We start from the raw sequence: 18,806 nt of genomic DNA on the forward strand, positions 1-18,806 counted from the left end.
TCAATAAATGAAATATGTCGACGGCAAAACCATTTGGATCACGGGTGCTTCTTCGGGTATCGGGCGCGAATTGGCACTTCAACTGAACAAAAAAGGATGTAAATTGATTCTATCGGCCAGAAATGAAAAGGCACTCCAAAAGGTCAGGAATGAGTGCGGCTCTACAAATACCATAGCCATTCTGCCCCTTGATTTAGAAGATTTTGGGAGTACGCAACAAAAAGTGAGTGAAGCACTTTCGTTCTTTGGTACTATCGATATTTTGATAAACAATGCCGGTATCAGCCAACGGTCACTGATCATTGACACTGATTTTGAGGTCTATAGAAAATTGGTCGATGTGAATTATTTGGGAACCGTTGCCCTGAGCAAAGCAATGTTACCTCATTTCGTTGCCAGCAAAAAGGGGCATTTTGTGGTCGTGAGCAGCCTTATGGGAAAATTTGGGGCGTTGCCCCGTTCAGGCTATTGTGGGTCTAAACATGCTTTGCATGGCTTTTTTGATGTACTTCGGATGGAGCATGAAAAAGATAACGTTTCGGTCACTATGATATGCCCTGGTTTTGTGCAGACCGACATCGCCAAAAATGCCCTGACCAAAGACGGTACTCCGCAAGGAACAGATGATGTTGAAAACAATAATGGACTACCTGTTGCGGTTTTTGCCAAAAAGATGATCAATGCCATCGAGAAGCAAAAATTTGAGGCCTACATGGGTGGTAAAGAAGTAATGGGTGTCTACGTGAAAAGATTTTTTCCCAAGCTATTGCATCGAATGGTAATCAAGTCACAAACAGATAAAATCAAGCGAAGTTGAACCAAAAACGAACACCCTCATTGGTTTTGTCAATATTTAGTTTGGATTGCAACTGATTGACCAACCTATTGATCAAACGAAGGCCCATCGAAGACAAACTGCGTTCATCGGTATCTTCTGGCAAACCTACCCCGTTATCAGCGTACTCAAAGTAGCCCTGCTCTCCATTTTTTCTAAGGTGGATGTATATTTTTCCGTCATCATCCCCTTCCGGGAATGCATATTTGAATGAGTTCGACACCAACTCGTTCAATATCAACCCGAACGGAATGGCTCGGTCAATGTCCAATTCGGTACCCTCGGCATCAATGGTGATGCTGATGTTGTGCCCTCCTTTTTTATACACCGATTGTACACTGTTGATCAGACTTTCAATATATCCTTGCATCTCAATGACCGAGAGATCATCGTTCTGATATAGTTTTTGGTGGATCAATGCCATGGCCTTCACCCTACTCTTTCCTTCTTCCAAAGCAATGATTGCAGCCTTGCTTCTCGTGTTCTTTGTCTGCAAGCTCAAAAGACTCGATACCATCTGGAGGTTGTTCTTTACCCGATGGTGTATTTCTTTCAGCAGCGATTCTTTCTCGATGAGCGAATCTTCAATGATATGCTTCTGTTGTGCGATCAATCGTTGGTTTTTGATACTCTTAAGGTAGGCATATACCAGACCTGCAAATCCCAATAGCGTGAAAATCAATGAGATAAAAACAAGGTTGATACGCTCATCTTTTGCCTGCATCTCGCTTCGGGTACGTTCGATGGCTGCTTTTTGCTCATCGATCATGCGCCTCGAATTCTCAAGATCTTCATTCGCAACGATGGCCACCAACTGCTGCTTCATAATGGAAGATTCTTTGTTTTCAATGGAATCTTTCAGATAATTGTTTCTCTTATAATACGTAGCGGCACTTTTAAAGTTTTCAGTTTTGTCATAATATGCTGCCAACAACCGGTTTTTGTTCATCCGCTGTTGTAAATCGACATTCTCAAAATCTACATCCAACCTTCTTTTTGCAGCACTGAAATTTTCAAGCTGCAAATGGGCATCGGCCAAGCTCAAGGTGTTTTCTACAATACGGTGCCCCATGCCAGCACTTTCAACTTCTTCAAATACTTTGATACTATTTTCCAATAGCGGTACGGCTTCCTCGAACTCACCAAGCTGCACATGGCATTTACCGATATTTCCTTCGATTTCAGCCTTTAGAAGTTCACTTTCCAGTTCTTCTTGAGGCGTTTTTTGTGCAGTCAAATCATTGATGTAAACCAATAAATACCCGTTTGCTTTTTTATACTCACTTATCGCGGTCTGGGCAGAATTATCAAGCCTTAGATAATTACCAACTTGGTTATGGAATTTGGCCAAAGAAAATTCATCATCATCGGCAATGGTGGGTTTCACCTCCATGATATATTGTGTCATGGCCTTTCGATTCATCCCCAACTTGGCATAGATATCATAAAACGTGACTCCTTCTGTAATGCCCCTTTCGCGTTTTTCTTGGCGAATTTCTATTTGCTTGTCAAACAACTGAAGGTTTCCATAGTTGGTATCGAGGATATTCATCACGACCTTCAGTTTTTTAGAATCCACAGAATCTAGCGCTGCATATATCTCGTTGGCAAGTGCCACACTTTTATCGTAATCCCCAATATCACTGAAAATGCCTGCCTGTATGATTTGGTAAGATTCAATGGCATTTGAATCCTTTGTTTTTTGTGCATTGGTCAAATATACGTTCACCACTTCTTGCCAATCATAGGCAGAATTGTCAGAGTAACGATTTGGAGTGCCAAAAAAATAGTCGAATCTTTTTTCGTCGTTTGCAATATCTTGAAACTGAAGTAAAGGGTTTTCGACCTCTGTATCCGTACTTTGACCGTACAGGCCGTTCAGCGCCAGACACGCTATGGCAAGCATCAATATTTCTTTGTAATATTTAAGCATTACGCCCTTTGGTTTGTTTTTTGAAGAATGAATATTCAGATGTTCGCTGCTATTCCAACAGCTGTAAAATCAATAGTATAACAACTTCTTTTTCATTTTGTTGTACACCGTGAAGAAAGGTCGCATCCAAAAAAAAATATGGTGGATGTAGGCCAAAAACTTCACTCACCCATTAAATTAAAAAAGACCACGTGTTTGAATCGTAGTCTTTCTACTTTATCATAAAAGGTAAGAGTTCGGTACAATCATGTTGCCATCAAATGTAAAATCAAAATTAGACCTTCATTCAAAATTGTTGTGAAACAGTTGTTTTATGTTGTGAAATGGTTGCAGCACAATGTAAAACTGTATTTTATCGGTTTTTAATGCATTTCGTGGAATTGGAGACTACGGCATGTTATGCACATAAAAAAAGGTCTCACCGATTATGGCAAGACCCTTCTACGAGAACACTATATGAAAATGAAAAAATTACCTTTTTAATTATAGTGCTAAAGTAGCCAGCGGTTCACAAACACAGAAAATATTGTTGTGAACTGCTTAAAATCTGTTGTGAGATTTTATTGGCAATAGGTACAAACAAAAAAGGCGCTTTTAAAGCGCCTTTTTTTGTTTGTGAAAATCCATTTATGAATTCATGGATGATATGATAAATTCCTTGAAATCTTTGGATATGGGTATCAACGTCTCATTGATCATAATGTCTCTTGAATTGATGGCATCAATGTGATCGACATTCACGATATATGATTTGTGGGCCCTGTAGAATTTGTTCTTTGGAAGTTTTTCAAGATAGTCTTTCAAGGGTGACCGAACCAAAAACTTTTTATCTACCGTATTGACCTCTAAATAGACATTATCAGCTTTGATAAATTGGATGTCATCAAACTGGATCCTGTAGTACAGGTGTTGCTTCTTCACGAATATCGAATCTTTCAACACAGAGTTGGAAACGAATCCCTCGCCTTCTTCAGCATCTACGTTTACAGAGCCGTCGCTCTTTTTTGAATAACTAAAATTTGAAAGGGCTATTTCAATTGACGTGTATAGGTCTTGCTGTTCAAAAGGCTTCACCAAATACCCATCAGGTTTTACCGTTTTGGCATTTTCTACGGTAGCACGGTCTGAGTTTGAAGTTACAAATATGAAAGGAATGTTGTAGACCTCTCTTATATGCTTCCCTAAATCGATACCTGTTTTGTCAGATGCCAGAATGATATCAATAAGCACCAAATCAACGTGGTTGTTCTTCAGGACCTCAACGGCCTGTTCATAGACGATGACATTGTCAACAATCTCATAACCTATTTCCTCGAGCATGGATTGCATATCATCTGCAATGATGACATTATCCTCAACAATAAGAATCTTAATGGGGTGTTCCAAAATGGTTTGGTTTAAATTGTTATAGAAATCAAAATTAAAAAAAATAATTGATTGAAATATAGAACAATACGGATGACAGGAAAGTGCTCAATGCCAGTTTCTTGAGTTCAGGATCCATTTGTGAAGGCTGTTTTATGGTAAGTACTCTTCGCAAATGCATAAAAATGGGCACAAAGGCCAGCAAATACATAAAGCCTTGCCATGGCAGTATTTCGACCATACCATACACGATAAACGAGATAAATGCAATCACCACCAAAATGGCATGATATACCTTTCCCCGTTCAAATCCCATTTTGACAATCAACGTATTTTTACCGTGGATCTTATCCGAATCAACATCTCTAAGGTTGTTTAGGTTGAGAACACCAACACTCAAAAGACCGATTGAGATTGCTGGAAAGACCGCTGCTGTTTTGAAATGGCCAACGTAAAGAAAAAAGCTGCCCAAAACAGAGACAAGTCCAAAAAAAAGGAAAACAAACAAATCGCCCAGACCTCGGTAACCATAAGCAGATTGGCCCACTGTGTAACGAATTGCTGCCCAGATGCTCAGAGCGCCCAAGACCAAAAAGAAGACCGCATACGGTATTTTGTCCAATCCAAAAGCACTGTAAATAAGTGCAATTGCCAACAAAATACTGATAACCGAAGAAACAAAAATTCCATTTTTCAATGCCGATTGCGAGAGCATTCCAGATTGCAATGCCCTTTTTGGCCCTATGCGAAGTTCATTATCGGTACCCCTTACCCCATCACCATAATCGTTGGCAAAATTTGAGGTTACTTGAAAGGCAACGGTTGTCAACAATGAAAGTATGAGTATCCCAAAATTGGTAAATCCCATGGCATGGGCCATAGCCGTGCCCACAACAATGCCAGAAATTGACAAAGGAAGTGTACGCAACCTTGCAGCGTACAGCCATGACTTAAAGGTGGCCAATCTAATAAGGGTCTTCTATTTTTACTCGCTTTCCCTCTTTGTATGAGGCCACGAAAGCATCTTTAAAACCCATGTCGACCAATTGCTTTCTGAATTTTTGAGCTTCGTTCAACGTTTCAAAGTTGCCCAACGAATAGGCATAAAATGGATTGGTCTTTACAAAAAGGGTGTTCGTCAACGCTTCTGAGGCCAAGGTCATATTGTTGTCTGTGAAAGATTTGACCTGAACCGAGTATATCTTTTCTTTTTCCAAAAACTCTTTGGCCAAGTAAAACTCTTTGACCAAACTCAATTCTTCGTTTTGCTCTTTTAGGTTATCGATTCGCGCTTTGACCGCATCAAGGCTGTCAATGGAAGCCAAGATGTACTGATCGTTATCCAACCTTTTTGAATTGCTCCAACCAGCTGTGTAACTTGTAATGCCCAAAATACTTAGCACGAAAAGCCCGACAAGGCCCATCAAAACGTTTCGCTGCAACTTCAAACGCTTGATGTCTTTTCCCTTAAATTTTATCTGGTCGAGCAAACGCTCATTAATTATCTGCGCTTTTTCAATATCCTTGTGCAAATCCAGCAAATCATTTTCTTCAATAAATGGCATAGGTCGGGATTTTTTTACTGCATGGCAGCTAGTTATCAATGAGTTGGAAAGCCTATATCTGCAAATGTAAAATTTTTGCTAAAAGAACGAAACAAACTTCGGATAATCGTAAGGTTCTACCGCTGATTTGCAACAATTTAGCCGTTTAGATGAATCATTTTATATAAATACCATCGTCTTTGATCACTATTTTTTCCTTCTTATACAGTACACCAATGGCTTTTTTGAACGTTTTCTTGCTCATCTGGAATGCTTCATAAATTAGTTCTGGCGAAGATTTGTCGTGCAGTGCCAGGTATCCATCAGACATTTTCAATTTCTCGTATATTGAATTGGCGGAAGGTTCCAACACATCAACTCCCTCTTGGTGCAATATCACATCAATTTTATGGTCAGGCCGCACATTCTTGACAAATCCATCGAACTTGTCACCCGTTTTGATTTCCCTGAAAATATCGCTGAAAAACACCAACCCTTTGAACTTGTTTTCAATGATGACTTCCCAGCCCAAATCAGTTTTTCTATGGGCCACCAATGCCACCCGCTGCCCTTTTGACAAGTCGTGGTTGTCATTGTCAAGAAAGCGATCAATTCGTGTAGAACCTACCAAACGGAACGTCTCATCATCCAAATAGCAATGCACCAAGTATTGGTAGCCCTTTTTCATCTTCACGGATTGCTCTCGAAATGGCACCAGCAAATGCTTTTCTAGTCCCCATTCCATAAAAGCACCAAAATCGGTAATATCTGCCACCTTCAAATAGGCGAACCCATCTCTGGTCACTTTGGGTCGCAACGTAGTGGCCACGGGCCGCTCTTGATGGTCAAGATAGCAGAATACTTCGATTGAATCGCCAATTTCATAGCCTTTGGGAACATACTTGTTCGGCAACAACACCTCTGCGCCGTCATCGTCCCCCAGAAAAAGCCCGACTTGGGTGCTGCGCATTATTTCAAGTGAATTGTATCTGCCAAGAGCTATCATATAAATAGTGTTGTCTATTGGTGAACTTTCTTGGGTTTCGACAGTCCCGAAGCTTCGGGATTGGAATACTATAAACCCCGATTATCGGGTGAAACAAAAAACCGCCTTTTGCTAAAGACGGTTTTAAGCTTGTTTGTACATGTCATTTACTTGTACACAGACTCTTTGTTGAAGTGCTTTGCCAACATATAATACACAACCGCTCTATGCTTGTTCTTGACAGAGCTGCCGTATTTCTCGACCACACTTTTGATGGCGTCCATCAATTGGGGGCTGTCTGAAAGGCCCAATTTTTTAATCAGAAAATTGTTTTTTACGGTCTCCAGTTCTTTATCATCGGAGCCAGATACTTTTGAGGCATCCAGATTGTAGATTGCTGGGCCAAGGCCAACTGCAACTTTGTTCAATAAATCCATGTCTGGTGACTCACCAAATTTTTCCTTGATGTCGGCTGCGTACTTTTGTACCAACTCATCTCTTTTGCTACTCATAATGTTAGTGTTCTTTAGGGTTATGCGGTCTAAGATATGAAATCAAAATAAGCGAGCAAAATTTCGTCATTTATATCTGTCGGGGTAAAAATTTCGAGTATGCGGGGTCGCTCAGATTCCTTAAAAAATTCCTGTAAGCGAGACTTTAGCTCACTCTTTGAAGCAGCTTTTTTATACTCAAAACCGAACATTGCAGAAAGTGCTTTTGCATCAAGTTGGTGCTGTGTCTCAAAAAAGCGATTGAAGTTTTCAGAGTTCTCTTTTCCCGGTAAAATACGAAAGATGCCACCCCCGCCATTGTTCACCAAAATGATTTTAAAATCCTGGCGGATGTAGTCATTCCACAGCGCATTGCTGTCATAGAAAAAACTGAGGTCGCCCGTGATGAGCAACGTGGGCCTTTCTTCGTGAACCGCTGCACCGATTGCCGTTGATGTACTGCCATCGATACCACTGGTGCCGCGATTGCAAAAAACGCCCAATGATTCGTGCATGTCAAAAAGCTGGGCGTAGCGAATGGCTGAACTATTCGCAAAATGTACTTGATAGTTTTGGGGAATATGCTCAATGCAAGCACTGTACGCCCAAAAATCTGAAAAAGGAACTTGGTCAAGATATTCGGTCCTTTTGGCCTGATACAACGACTTCACCTTTTGCCACTTTTGGTCGTAGGCACTCTCTTGTACGCCATGTTTACCCAGAAGTTGTTTCAAGAAGATGTTGGGCGCCAATTTAATATGCTTGACCTCACTGAAATACGTGTCGTAAGCCTTAACTGCATCAATGTGCCAGTGCTGTGCCGGCTTGTATTTTCTAAGGAAAGCCTTTATTTTTTTTGAGACAACCATTCCCCCAAAGGTCAACAGCAAGTTGGGTTGCAATGCTTTGAACAATGCATCTGGGTTTATGGATTTTTCAATAGGAAATATGATGCTATCGATACTCGGGAAGAAATCGGGATGGTGCAGGTTAGAAGTCGTTTCGGTAAACACCAATACCGACGGGTCGTTTGCCAACTTTTCCAGCAGTTCTTGGTCAATGGAATTTGGAAACATCATGCCCACCAATACCATTTTTCGTTCGCTTTTATTCCACAGTTCGGCGAAGCTTGCAACATCCTCGCTTTCGGAATCGCCCTCAAAAGTTTGTTTCGCTGAAACTTGAGGAATCGAAAGGGCTCCCACCTTTTCATACAGTGGTTCTTCAAACGGAACGTTGATATGAACCGGTGATTTTGAGCCAATGGCCAAGCTCAAAGCTTTGTGTAATTCCCCATCGTTATACTTCTGGATTTCCTCTTGTGAAGATTTCACATAATCCGGGGCAAAATGGGCCACGGTTTTTGTCGCATGCGAAACATCCAATTTCAAATTGGCTTCATAGCCGATATGTTTTTTAAAGACATGTTCTTGACGGATGGTCTGACCATCACCGACATCAATCTTGTAGGGGGGCCTATCCGCAGAGACCACAATCAACGGAATATCGCTGTAAAAAGCTTCAGCAACGGCAGGATAGTAGTTCAACAATGCACTGCCAGAGGTGCAGACCACGGCGACAGGCTGTTGCAACTGTAATGCCATGCCCAGCGCAAAAAAAGCGGCGCAGCGCTCATCAACGATGGAATAGCAATTAAAAAACTCATCTTCCGTAAACCCAATGGTCAAGGGTGCATTGCGAGAACCTGGAGAAATGACGATGTTTTGAATACCTCTCGACTTAAAGTGTAGTGCGACTGTCTGTGCAGAAGGTATGCTAGAGTATTTCATGAGGTACAAAAATACCAATATGAACGTGCCTATCAAAGCAATTCGAGCATGGTCAGGCTTTTGTTCTGGGTCTCTGTCCATTCTTGAGCTGCTTCTGATTTTGACGTAATGCCGCCGCCAACATAAATCATGGCCTTTTTGTTTTTGATTTGCAGACAGCGTAGGTTCACAAAAAGGTGGGCGTTATCATCAGAAGTCAGGTTCAACTCTCCTAAAAACCCAGTGTAATACTGTCGGCCATAGCCTTCATGCTTTTGTAGAAACTCAAATGCTGTTGCCTTCGGAAGTCCACAAACCGCAGGGGTCGGGTGCAATTGACGTAGCAAATCATCCATTGAAAATTCAGTGCTTTTTACTCCACTAATTCTTGATTTAAGATGCCAAAGAGTACCCGCCCTAATGGATTCTGCCTTTGAAACGCTCACCGATTCCAAATTTTCAGAATAACAATTTTTGATGAAATCGGTCACCAGTCGCTGCTCTTCCAATTCTTTTTCTGTCCATGTGGGTTGACTTGTCGATGTCACTTTCTGTGTACCCGCAAGAGAGACTGTCTCGATATTGTCCCCATTGGCCTCTAGAAGCACTTCTGGTGTGGCCCCCATCCATTGGCCAATTTTGGGATGGTACCACACATAGCAAAATGCATTTTGATATTTGGCCAACATTTTTCCGAAAAGTTCAAGGCCATTTTTAACAATGGGCACTTCCACCCTTCTTGAAAGCACCACCTTTCTCAATTCTCCTCTTTCAATTTGGTGCTTTGCTTTTTGAAAGAGCGCTTCATACGTTGCTTTTCCTTCGGAAGATAAAACAACTTCTTTCGACGCTACTTTGAAGTCTTGATACAGTACTGCGGTATTGATTTCATCAGGCCACAGAAGCACTTTTTCACCCTGCCAATCAAAGGGTACGAAAATGAATCCACTTTCCGTGAAATTATCCACATGAAAGAGTCGGTCTGTTTTCTGAAAAATCGCCGTGACCGTATTTTTAAATGGTTTTCGGTACAACACAAAGGGCAGCCGGTCTTTAAAATGTCCTTTTGCCTTTGCAAGCAGGGTATGGAATGAATCAGTTCTTTGGTAGGGCAATGGTGGTCAATTTACAGTTAGAAATGAGTTCACCTGCTTCGTTGGTCACCTTGATCTCCCAAAGTTGTGTGGTGCGCCCTTTATGGATGATTTTTGCTTTCGCAAAAACATGGCCAGAGCGAATACTTTTTACATGGTTTGCAGAAATTTCTATCCCCCTGACCGCCACCTCTTTTCCGTTGAGAAAAATCAAGGAAGCTGCGCTGCCCACACTCTCTGCAAGGGCCACAGTGGCGCCCCCGTGCAATACTCCATCGGGTTGGTGTACTTTTGGCGTCACTGGCATTTGTGCGGTCAAGTAATCATTACCCACATCAATGTATTCAATATTTAGCGTCTGCATCAATGTGTTCTTGCAAATGGCATTGCACTTTTTCAGTATTTCTTCTTTCTGTTCTTGCATTCCTTGTTTTTTGTAAAATTACGATGCAATTTGCAACGTACATAAAATACGTGTGATGTCGCTTAAAAGCCATACCATTTCATACCAAAGCACCAAACCCTACTATACCCTGAACAACCTCACTTCTGAAACCAAGAATATTTGGCTGGTCTTTCATGGTATGGGATTTTTAAGCCGGTACTTTTTTAAGCCTTTCATGGGGCTAGATGCCACCGAAAATTACTTCATTTCACCCCAAGCTCCTTCAAAATATTATTTGGATGAAAAATTCAAACATGTGGGTGCCAGCTGGTTGACACGAGAGGATTTGCAGCTCGAACTATCCAATGTTTTGACCTACGTGGATGGTGTTTTTGAAGCAGAAAACCTTTCTGATGATAAAAATCTCATCCTTTTTGGCTTTTCACAAGGAGTTTCCATCGCAACCCGCTGGCTGGCCCGTAGAAAAATATGTTGTGACAGTCTTTTGCTCTATGCAGGGGGCATTCCCAATGAACTGCAACAAGAAGATTTTGATTTTCTGGATTTGAACAAAACTTCGGTCAAAATCATCTATGGTGATGATGACAAGTATATCACTGATGAAAGAGTGCAATCAGAAGGGCAAAAAATCAAGAAACTATTCCAAGAAAAAGCAGAAATCGTACGTTACAATGGCGGACATGAAATCCATCCCGACGTTCTGAATAGCCTATTTTGATCGCTTTGGATTTGATTTTTTTGGGTTTACCCTATCTTCTTAATGGAAGTTCTGGTCACGAATTCCTCAAATTAACACAAATTTTTGGCAATTTTTGAATTTAGTGCTTGGAATTTTAATATCTCACGGGCTTGCTCTGACAATATGTAACGTATTCATTGTTCTTCATCCTGCTGGGCCAACGCTATGGGATAATACGTTATTTTTCTAGTGGTATATGCATTTTGCGGCGTAACGATTTTCTTTACCCAGTTTTTGGCTTTACTGTCATCAAATTGAAAGATAAATTCTTCGGTAGATGTGTTGTTTCCCTGTTTGGTGGTAACACTCTTTAGCACTCCGTTTTCGTCATACGTATATTTTCTTTCCTCATCAACCATGAACTGGTTTTCTTTCGGATTGTAAAAAAAGGTGCTTTCAGATTGTAATAATCCCTTGGGATCCGTAACCTTTTCAACAGCCATATTCGGGTCGCCATCCACAAATTTTTTGGTCAGCTCGATTTTTAGGGTATCACCGTTCTTTTTAACTTTTTCAGAATTTCTGATGGATTTATCTATAATTCCATTGGTGAAAAAATTGACGGTTCGCTCATTCTTGTACATTTCGTACTCAATTTTTGTCTCATCGACAGCATCTTGATGTGATGTGATGATACTTTGCAATCGACCATCACCGCCGTAGTTGTACAATTGGTTTTCAGCAAATTCTTTATCGTACGAAACCACTTTTTCTCCCACAATACGGTTGTTGATGGTATCTAGCTCGTAAAAACTCGCCATGGATGTCTTGACATCGAGTTTGCCATTTTTGTAGCTCTCCATTCGCTTTTCAGCAAGCATGCCGTCTTCGTACTTGTAAAATGTGATGTCTTCATCGGTGTCGTTGTATTTTGTCACCAATTTTACCAATCTACCCTCAGTATCAAATTCAAATAGTTCCTTGCCATAATCAGTGATGACCGTTGAAGTTTTGACATTGCCCTTCAAATCAAAATCGCTGATGGTAAAAATATCGGGCTCTTGCGATGTCAAGAACATCGGATGAAAACATGTAAAAAGAATAAGAAGTCTGAGGTAAAATTTTATCATGCCGCAAAATTAGTCCATTTTCCTACAAACAGTCAACAAATTGAGTGCCAGACATCGAAAATGACCTAAATATAAACTTGAAAGCAATTAAAATTTACGGTCAGGCGAAAAAGGGAGCAATGGTAATGATGTTTTTTCATTTGAAATGATTTCTGAAACCAGTTTCCCCGTTATGGGGCCCAAACTCCACCCCATCATCGCGTGACCTGTTGCAAAGATCAGGTTTTTAAGATTCGAGGTACGGCCGATGTATGGCAATCCATCAGGGCTTACGGGCCTAAGACCGCATTGGGCATTGGCAATATCGTCTTGTTGAATCTTCAAACCTTCGTAAAAGTTCTCAGCGCCCTTTGCTATCGCGGCCACCCTTTCTTTCCTGATTATTGAATTGACTCCCGAAAACTCCATAGTACCTGCAAATCGTGTAAAACCTCTCATGGGGGTGACGGCCATTTTGGCTTCCATCAAAATTGCGGGCATCGTGATTCCTGTCCACGCTGCAACATCAATGCGATACCCCTTACCTGCCTGAAGAAGCAATCGTATGTTTAATTTCTTTGCCATTGTGGATGTCCAGCTTCCCGCTGCAAAAACAACTTCATCTGCAAAATGATTGGCCTTGTCCGTTTTGACCGATTTGATTTTTCCTTCGGAAACCTCAAAATCAATGACCTGTTCATTCTTTAACACTTTGACATTGGTTTTTTGAAGATACAGTTTCATCCGCTCCATAAATTCAGTGGGAGTGGTGTGACCATCGCATTCATAGTGAATGGCGCCCTTTGCATTTATCTTGATGTTGGGCTCCACTTTTTTGATTCCATTTTCATCAAGCAGATTGACCTCTAAACCCAAAAAATTTGCCTTTTCGGCTATTTTAAGCTCATGGTCGCGTTCTTTTTCGGTTTGGTAAAACATCAAAAGTCCTTTGCGTTCCAAATGAAAATCGCCCAAATCGCCATTTGATTTTAGCATCTCAAAAAGTTCACGGCTTAAAATATTGATGTCTTTGATGATGGGCATTGCCTTTTCAACCTTTTGTTTCGTAGCGGATTTTTTGAACGCCCATGCCCACTTCAGAAAATCGGCATCAAGCCTTGGTTTCATGTAAAACGGACTAGCGGAATTGAACATGTACCGCAATCCTTTCAAAATCATTCCAGGGGCAGCCAGCGGAACAATGTGGCTTGGGGTCAGATATCCGGCATTCACATAGCTTGCGCCACCAGTCATATCAGACTTGTCGATTACCGTAACGTTGTGACCTTCTTTTTGAAGATAGTAGGCAGAACACAAACCGATGATGCCGCCGCCGATAACCAGTACATTTTTTGCCATGTCAGATTACTTGAAAACCGTGGGCGAAAGGGTCATCTTCGGTGTCAATCGTAATGGTGCTATTACCAAATACTTTGGCCCAACCTTTGATGCTTGGCACGATTGCCTTTATATTGCCAATATGGGTTTCGTCCTCAACTTTTCCCGTAAAAGTGGAGCCAATAATACTTTCGTGGATAAAATCCTCCCCAACCTTCAATAACCCTTTTGCGTGAAGCTGTGCCATTCTTGCGGAAGTACCGGTGCCACATGGCGAGCGGTCAATGGCTTTATCCCCATAAAACACCGCATTTCTTCCATGGGCGTTCAAATCAAGTACATCGCCCGTCCATAAAATATGCGAAACATCACGTATGGAATCATTTTCTGGATGCACAAATTGGTTCGGATGTTTTTTATTTATGCGATGTCTTACTTCTTTGGACAGTTGTATCAACTTGATCGCTAAAAAATCTTGAATACCCGAAAAGTTTTTTTGTGGATCGATAATGGCATAAAAGTTTCCGCCGTAGGCCACATCAAAATTCAATAGTCCCAATTCGGGGCATTCAACCTGCAGACCTTCGCCCGCTAAATAACTTTTTACATTGGTCAATTTGACCCAATCCACTTTGCCCTTGGTCATTTGGTATTCGATTTCCACCAATCCCGCAGGGGCTTCCATTTTTATTCTTCCCTCCACCTTTGGCTGCAAAAAGCCTTCTTGCAACGCAATTGTCACACTGCCAATGGTACCATGGCCGCACATGGGCAAACAGCCACTGGTCTCGATGAACAAGATGGCAACATCATTTTCTGGATTGTGGGGAGGGTACAAAATACTACCGCTCATCATATCATGGCCCCGAGGTTCGAACATGAGCCCCCTTCGTATCCAATCAAATTCCTTTAAAAAATGAAGGCGCTTTTCGTTCATGTTCTTGCCCACCAATTGGGGGCCACCTTCAACCACCAACCGAACGGGGTTTCCGCAAGTATGGGCATCGATGCATTTGAACGTATGAATGGCCATCAAAAAAGGTTTAAAGACATTCTTTGGTCTGAGCCCCATTGACCAAACGTGAAATATTCAACGGATTTTCATCTTTCAATTCGTCGGGCAGCAATGTGTTGGGCCAATCTTGAAAACTTACTGGCCGTACCCAACGCTGAATGGCATGGATGCCCACGGCACCAAAACGGCTGTCGGTGGAAGCAGGGTACGGCCCCCCATGCTGCATCGCTGGGCATACCTCAACACCCGTGGGAACACCATTGAAAATCAACCGCCCAACCCTGCCCTGCAAAGCGTTGACCACATTGTCATAGCTTTCAATTTCACTTTCTTCGGAGATAATGGTGCCTGTCAACTGTCCTTCCAGTTGTGTGATGATATTTGCCAACTCATCAACATCTTTAGATTTCACCACCATTGAAAATGGCCCAAAAACTTCTTGGTGCAGTTTTGAATTTTTCAAAAAGTCACTCCCTGAAACTGAAACTACAGTCTGTTGCGCATAATTTTCGGCAACAGCGGCTTCATAATTTGCGGTAACGGACAATCCCCCTTGATCAAACATCATGCGCTTATGCTCGTGATATTTGGTATGGATGTTTGGATGCAGCATACTGGAAGGTGCAATTTTCAGGATTTCTTCGGATAGGGTTTGAATAAATCCATCCAGGCCGTCACCATCTAAGGCCAGCAACAATCCAGGATTGGTGCAGAATTGCCCCGTGCCCAAAGTGATGGACGAGGCGTACGTTTTTGCCCATACCGTGCCTTTTTTCTTCAACGCCTTGGGAAGCAGTACAACGGGATTGATACTGCCCATCTCTGCAAAGACCGGTATCGGTTCTCTGCGCTGAGAAGCCAAATCAAATAGAGCTCGCCCTCCTCTAATGCTTCCTGTAAAGCCGACCGCCTTTATCTTTGTATGCTTGACCAACTGCTGCCCCACTTCGATGCCACTGCTGTTCAAATTTGAAAACACACCATTTGGCATGGCTGTTTTCTTGGCTGCGGTGATAATGGCCGAGGTCACCAATTCACCCGTGCCTGCATGCATGGGGTGGCTTTTCACGACCACAGGGCATCCAGCTGCCAAAGCACTCGCCGTGTCGCCACCGGCCGTCGAGTATGCCAATGGAAAATTGCTGGCCCCAAAAACCGCCACCGGCCCAAGTGGAATTGACATTTTCCGTAAATCTGATTTGGGCTGTGGTTTTCTATCGGGTATGGCCGTATCTATTGTGGCATTCACCCAAGACCCCTCTTCGACCAAATCTGAAAAAGTACGCAGTTGAAAACAGGTGCGGTTACGCTCGCCTTTTGCCCTGCCTTCGGGCAGGCCCGATTCTTGGCAGTATGTTTTGACCAGTTCATCGCCCAAATTTTCAATTTGATGGGCAATTTCCCTTAGGAAATTTGCTTTTTTTGCGCCCGAGACTTCCTTAAACTTTTGGAAGGCTTCCCACGCCAAGTTTACTGCCAGCCGTATCTCGTCTTCAGAGGCCTCAAAAAAAGTATGTTCCGTTTCTATGTTCAGCTGCGGATTGAAAGTCTTGAACGTTTCTTTTCCTTCCGCAGACAAATGATTTCCGATATAATTTTTTCCTGTAATCATACTATTTTATAATCTGAAAGGTTTGGTCGTGCAGCGACACCCGCTTCAATGATTTTTAATACCCGTTGTCTTTCATCTCCCTGTAATGGCAGCCGTGGTGGGCGTACATTTTCGGTGCCAATACCAGTTGCCACCTCGGCCAACTTGATGTTCTGCACCAATTGTGGATTGATATCCAACTCCAACAACGGCATGAACCAACGGTAAATTTCAACGGCCTCATCAATTCGTCCTGCCTTTGCCAATTTATATATGGTCACCGTTTCAGCAGGAAATGCACATACAAGACCGGCCACCCAGCCATCAGCCCCAACTAAAAGGCTCTCCAGAGCCAGGGTATCGACCCCACAAAGAATTTTTAATCGGTTTCCGAAAGCGTTTCTTATTCGGGTAACATTGGAAATATCCCTCGTGGATTCTTTAACGGCCTCAATGGTATTGATTTTCAAAAGGTCCTCAAACATCGGTAGGGTGACCTCAATTTTATAGTCCACAGGGTTGTTGTAGATCATGATGGGCAGGTCGGTGCTTTTTGCAATCGCTTTGAAATACTCAACAGTTTCATGGTCAGTGGATTTGTAGCGCATCGGCGGGAGCACCATCAAACCATCCGCCCCATATTCTTGGGCATTTTGAGCAGCACGAATGGCATCTTTGGTAGATTGCTCAGCGATATTGATGACAACAGGTACTTTTTTCCCAACAATTTCAACAGTCAGCTCAACAAGAATTTTTTTCTCTTCTTGTATCAAGGTACTTGCCTCACCAAGGGTACCGCCTAAAATTATTCCATTCGCGCCAGCATCCAATTGTGCTTTGATGTTGACCGAGAACATGTTCAGGTCAAGACGGTCATCATCAGTGAACTTTGTGGTGACCGCGGGCATGACCCCCTTCCATTCCACTTTCATAAAATGATTTTACAATTAAATATCTAAGATATGTAAAAGCGCAGTAAAAGTATGTCTGGTTTCAACTCACACATTCATAATCTTTTACCTATTTTAGACCCATTAAATTTAGACATAGCATGAAAAAAATAATTCTACTGGCTTTGGGGCTCACATTGGCCTGTAATTCATCACAGAAAACGATGGGCGAGGCCCAGAATGAGACTCCTCAAAAGAAGATGGTCGACCCTGTGACCTATGCACAGACCATCACCGAAGAAGAGCTCAGAGAACATCTTTTTATATATGCTTCGGATGATTTTGAGGGAAGGGAAACTGGGGAACCAGGGCAAAAAAAGGCCGTTGAATATTTGAAAAAACAGTATCAAGAAATGAACATTCCGGCAGCTAAAGCCGATGGAAACTATTTTCAAAAAGTGCCTTTAGAAGTGGGTAAAGTTCCCGTGGGGAACATTGCAATCGGCGAAAAGACATTCGAGTTGGGCGAAGACATTTTGACATTTTCGGCAGCGGAAGCATCTGTTGACGAAGTTGTCTATGTAGGATATGGCATTGAAGAAGGTGAATACTCTGACTATTCGGGTTTGGACGTTTCTGGAAAAGTGGTTTTCGCAAAATATGGCGAACCTAAAAAAGACGATGGCACTTATGTCATTTCGGGTACTTCTGAAAAATCTCTTTGGAGCAATAGGTCAGAATCTTTGGGTAAACGTACAGAATTGGCAATTTCAAAAGGAGCCAAAGGGCTGCTGTATTTTGACCCAACCAATTTTAATCGATACAAGGGCTATTTTGAATTCATGAAGACCAACAACAGTGGTCGCATGGCACTCTCAGATGAGGCCACCGAAAACTTTGTGATTTTGCTCAACCTAGATGCCGCAACAGCTTTGATACCAAATATTGATGAGACCAACGAACCATCAATAATAAAGGCCGATTTAAAGCTCAATGTCAAAAGCAGCAATGAGGCTGTGGATACCGAAAATGTTGCTGCTGTCATCAAAGGATCAGAAAAACCCAATGAATATGTGATCATTTCATCACATTTAGACCATATTGGAGTTACAGCCGATGGACAAATCAACAACGGTGCCGATGACGATGGATCGGGCAGTGTGGCTTTATTGGAAATGGCCGAGGCCTTTAAAAAAGCGATGGATGAGGGCAATGGCCCGAAACGTTCTATAGTGTTTCTACATGTGACTGGTGAGGAAAAGGGTTTGTTGGGCTCGAGATACTATACAGACCATGACCCCATTTTTCCATTAGAGAACACGGTGGCCAATTTGAATATTGACATGATCGGTCGAATAGACCCCAAACGTGAGGGCGACAGAAATTACATTTACCTCATTGGTTCAGATAAATTGAGTACTGAGCTCCATGAACTTTCAGAAGAAATCAATGCCAAGCACACGAACATCGAACTTGACTACAAGTACAACGATGAAAATGACCCAAACCGATTTTACTATCGTAGCGATCATTACAACTTTGCAAAAAATAATATTCCGATTATTTTTTATTTCAATGGCACCCATGCCGATTACCACAAGCCAGGCGACACTCCTGACAAAATTGAGTACGACTTACTCAAAAACAGAACACAATTGGTGTTTTATACTGCTTGGGAAGTGGCCAACAGAGCGAGTAAAGTGATGGTCGACAGGGCAACAAAATAGTCGAGCACTAGCTTACAAAAAAGGGCCCTGAAATT

At 42.1% G+C, this 18,806-nt stretch carries 17 protein-coding genes; 3 read left to right on the plus strand and 14 right to left on the minus strand.

Annotated elements, in window-relative coordinates:
- Positions 1-7 precede the first annotated feature (7 nt).
- Complete coding sequence (locus tag AAAH86_RS05505) at positions 8-817, plus strand: SDR family oxidoreductase (protein ID WP_343486513.1); 810 nt, start codon at positions 8-10, stop codon at positions 815-817.
- On the opposite strand, the gene AAAH86_RS05510 is transcribed toward AAAH86_RS05505, so the two are convergent.
- From AAAH86_RS05510 to AAAH86_RS05550, 9 genes are all read right to left on the minus strand, one after another.
- Positions 804-2,768: a histidine kinase dimerization/phosphoacceptor domain -containing protein gene (locus AAAH86_RS05510; RefSeq protein WP_343486514.1), complete on the minus strand. Its 1,965-nt coding sequence runs from the start codon at positions 2,766-2,768 to the stop codon at positions 804-806. The two genes, AAAH86_RS05505 and AAAH86_RS05510, sit on opposite strands and share 14 nt — an antisense overlap.
- 627 nt (positions 2,769-3,395) lie before the next feature.
- A complete protein-coding gene (locus AAAH86_RS05515) occupies positions 3,396-4,154 on the minus strand; it encodes a response regulator (RefSeq protein ID WP_343486515.1) in 759 nt (252 codons plus the stop codon).
- A gap of 34 nt (positions 4,155-4,188) precedes the next feature.
- Positions 4,189-5,097, minus strand: a complete 909-nt coding sequence (gene menA, locus AAAH86_RS05520) for a 1,4-dihydroxy-2-naphthoate octaprenyltransferase (protein WP_343486516.1) — start codon at positions 5,095-5,097, stop codon at positions 4,189-4,191.
- Between the two features lies 1 nt (position 5,098).
- Complete coding sequence (locus AAAH86_RS05525) at positions 5,099-5,698, minus strand: SPOR domain-containing protein (protein ID WP_343486517.1); 600 nt, start codon at positions 5,696-5,698, stop codon at positions 5,099-5,101.
- A 154-nt stretch (positions 5,699-5,852) separates the two neighbouring features.
- Positions 5,853-6,683 carry a S1-like domain-containing RNA-binding protein gene (locus AAAH86_RS05530; RefSeq protein WP_343486518.1) on the minus strand — a complete coding sequence of 277 codons (831 nt, stop codon included), beginning with the start codon at positions 6,681-6,683 and terminating at the stop codon, positions 5,853-5,855.
- Between the two features lie 146 nt (positions 6,684-6,829).
- A complete protein-coding gene (locus AAAH86_RS05535) occupies positions 6,830-7,174 on the minus strand; it encodes a DUF2853 family protein (RefSeq protein ID WP_343486519.1) in 345 nt (114 codons plus the stop codon).
- A 29-nt stretch (positions 7,175-7,203) separates the two neighbouring features.
- Positions 7,204-9,024, minus strand: a complete 1,821-nt coding sequence (gene menD, locus AAAH86_RS05540; RefSeq protein ID WP_343486520.1) for a 2-succinyl-5-enolpyruvyl-6-hydroxy-3-cyclohexene-1-carboxylic-acid synthase — start codon at positions 9,022-9,024, stop codon at positions 7,204-7,206.
- The gene (locus AAAH86_RS05545) at positions 8,976-10,037 is read right to left on the minus strand and encodes a chorismate-binding protein (RefSeq protein ID WP_343486521.1); all 1,062 of its coding nucleotides are present in this window, start codon (positions 10,035-10,037) and stop codon (positions 8,976-8,978) included. Before AAAH86_RS05545 ends, menD begins: the two co-directional genes overlap by 49 nt.
- A complete protein-coding gene (locus AAAH86_RS05550) occupies positions 10,018-10,440 on the minus strand; it encodes a PaaI family thioesterase (RefSeq protein ID WP_343486522.1) in 423 nt (140 codons plus the stop codon). Before AAAH86_RS05550 ends, AAAH86_RS05545 begins: the two co-directional genes overlap by 20 nt.
- A 55-nt stretch (positions 10,441-10,495) precedes the next feature.
- On the opposite strand from AAAH86_RS05550, the gene AAAH86_RS05555 reads away from it, so the two are divergent.
- A complete protein-coding gene (locus tag AAAH86_RS05555) occupies positions 10,496-11,140 on the plus strand; it encodes an esterase (RefSeq protein ID WP_343486523.1) in 645 nt (214 codons plus the stop codon).
- Between the two features lie 155 nt (positions 11,141-11,295).
- Here the strand turns inward: AAAH86_RS05555 and AAAH86_RS05560 are convergent, their stop codons facing one another.
- From AAAH86_RS05560 to AAAH86_RS05580, 5 genes are all read right to left on the minus strand, one after another.
- A complete protein-coding gene (locus AAAH86_RS05560; protein WP_343486524.1) occupies positions 11,296-12,231 on the minus strand; it encodes a hypothetical protein in 936 nt (311 codons plus the stop codon).
- Between the two features lie 87 nt (positions 12,232-12,318).
- A complete protein-coding gene (locus AAAH86_RS05565) occupies positions 12,319-13,569 on the minus strand; it encodes an FAD-dependent oxidoreductase (protein ID WP_343486525.1) in 1,251 nt (416 codons plus the stop codon).
- A 1-nt stretch (position 13,570) separates the two neighbouring features.
- Entirely contained in the window at positions 13,571-14,581 is a 1,011-nt protein-coding gene (locus tag AAAH86_RS05570) for a 4-hydroxyproline epimerase (RefSeq protein ID WP_343486526.1), read from the minus strand.
- A gap of 10 nt (positions 14,582-14,591) precedes the next feature.
- On the minus strand, positions 14,592-16,175 hold the full coding sequence (locus AAAH86_RS05575) for an aldehyde dehydrogenase (NADP(+)) (protein ID WP_343486527.1): 1,584 nt from the start codon (positions 16,173-16,175) through the stop codon (positions 14,592-14,594).
- Positions 16,172-17,086 (minus strand): dihydrodipicolinate synthase family protein, encoded by a 915-nt coding sequence (locus AAAH86_RS05580; RefSeq protein ID WP_343486528.1) that lies wholly within the window; start codon positions 17,084-17,086, stop codon positions 16,172-16,174. The genes AAAH86_RS05575 and AAAH86_RS05580 overlap by 4 nt, the downstream gene beginning before the upstream one ends.
- Positions 17,087-17,205: 119 nt before the next feature.
- On the opposite strand from AAAH86_RS05580, the gene AAAH86_RS05585 reads away from it, so the two are divergent.
- Positions 17,206-18,771, plus strand: coding sequence for a M28 family peptidase (locus tag AAAH86_RS05585; RefSeq protein WP_343486529.1), 1,566 nt, complete (start codon positions 17,206-17,208; stop codon positions 18,769-18,771).
- Positions 18,772-18,806: the final 35 nt, after the last annotated feature.

It is taken from the genome of Allomuricauda sp. d1, assembly GCF_039592695.1.
Classification (GTDB): domain Bacteria; phylum Bacteroidota; class Bacteroidia; order Flavobacteriales; family Flavobacteriaceae; genus Flagellimonas_A.